At 68.1% G+C, this 489-nt stretch carries 1 protein-coding gene; it reads left to right on the forward strand.

Going from position 1 to position 489, the window contains the following annotated elements; translation table 11 throughout:
* Window positions 1–11: 11 nt before the first annotated feature.
* On the forward strand, window positions 12–489 hold a 478-nt coding region (locus tag HW466_RS31295; protein WP_481968805.1), incomplete at its 3' end, for an aldose epimerase family protein.

Consider the following 489-nt stretch of genomic DNA (forward strand, 5'->3'; position numbering starts at 1 on the left):
ATCCGCCGCGCCTGGCAGCCTGCGCGCTGTTCGCGGCAAGCCTGCTGGCCGCCTCGCTCGCGCCGGCCGCCACGCTGAGCCAGGCGCCTTACGGCACCACCAAGGACGGCAAGCCCGTCACCGAGTACACGCTGGGGAACGCGCGCGGCACCACCGTCAAGCTGATCAACTACGGTGGCGTGATCACCGCGATCGAGGTGCCGGACCGGCATGGCAAGTCCGCCAATATCGTGCTCGGCTTCGCCTCGCTGAAGGATTACGAGGCCTACAACGGCAACATCCATTTCGGCGCGCTGATCGGCCGCTACGCGAACCGCATCGCCGGCGGCCAGTTCCAGCTCGACGGCCAGACCTACAAGCTGCCGATCAACAACGCGCCCAACACGCTGCACGGCGGGCCCGACAGTTTCGATTCGAAGGTCTGGAGCGCGAAGCCGCTGGACGGCGGCAAGGATGGCGCGGGCGTCGAGCTGAGCTACGTGAGCCCCG

The sequence above is a fragment of the Burkholderia territorii genome (assembly GCF_902833055.1).
Classification (GTDB): Bacteria; Pseudomonadota; Gammaproteobacteria; order Burkholderiales; family Burkholderiaceae; genus Burkholderia; species Burkholderia territorii.